This is a genomic window from Alcanivorax sp. HI0007 (assembly GCF_001635525.1).
Lineage (GTDB): Bacteria > Pseudomonadota > Gammaproteobacteria > Pseudomonadales > Alcanivoracaceae > Alcanivorax.
Window position 1 is genome coordinate 1 of record NZ_LWEJ01000217.1, and the last position, 328, is coordinate 328.

Sequence of the window (328 nt, forward strand, 5' to 3'; positions counted from 1 at the left end):
CACTGACATCACCGGCACTGCCCTGTTTGAAGTGGGCATAGAGGAACAGCAGATCATCATTGCCGGGTTTGCGGTCCAGGGTTTTCACATCTTTTTGGGCTTGTTCAAAACGTGCGGTATCGGTCATGATGCTTCCTGTTGATTGTGATCATTATTGAATATCGCGAGCGCCATTTGTTCGCGATCAGGCTGACAAAATACTGCGCTGTCACAGCTCGCGAATCAAGGAGACTCTGGATACCACCGCAGTCTTTAGGGAAGAAGCGCCATGCTGCGCGTGGCGACAAAGCACAACAACCACTCCCTTCAGGCCACACGGGATATGCAA

2 protein-coding genes are annotated in these 328 nt (G+C 51.5%); one reads left to right on the forward strand and one right to left on the reverse strand.

Annotated features, from left to right (window positions below; translation table 11 throughout):
- Positions 1-127 (reverse strand): acyl-CoA-binding protein (locus A3714_RS10965; RefSeq protein WP_197463411.1); only part of this gene is annotated, 127 nt, incomplete at its 3' end.
- An 11-nt stretch (positions 128-138) separates the two neighbouring features.
- On the opposite strand from A3714_RS10965, the gene A3714_RS18250 reads away from it, so the two are divergent.
- Positions 139-328 (forward strand): hypothetical protein (locus A3714_RS18250; protein ID WP_231867852.1); only part of this gene is annotated, 190 nt, incomplete at its 3' end.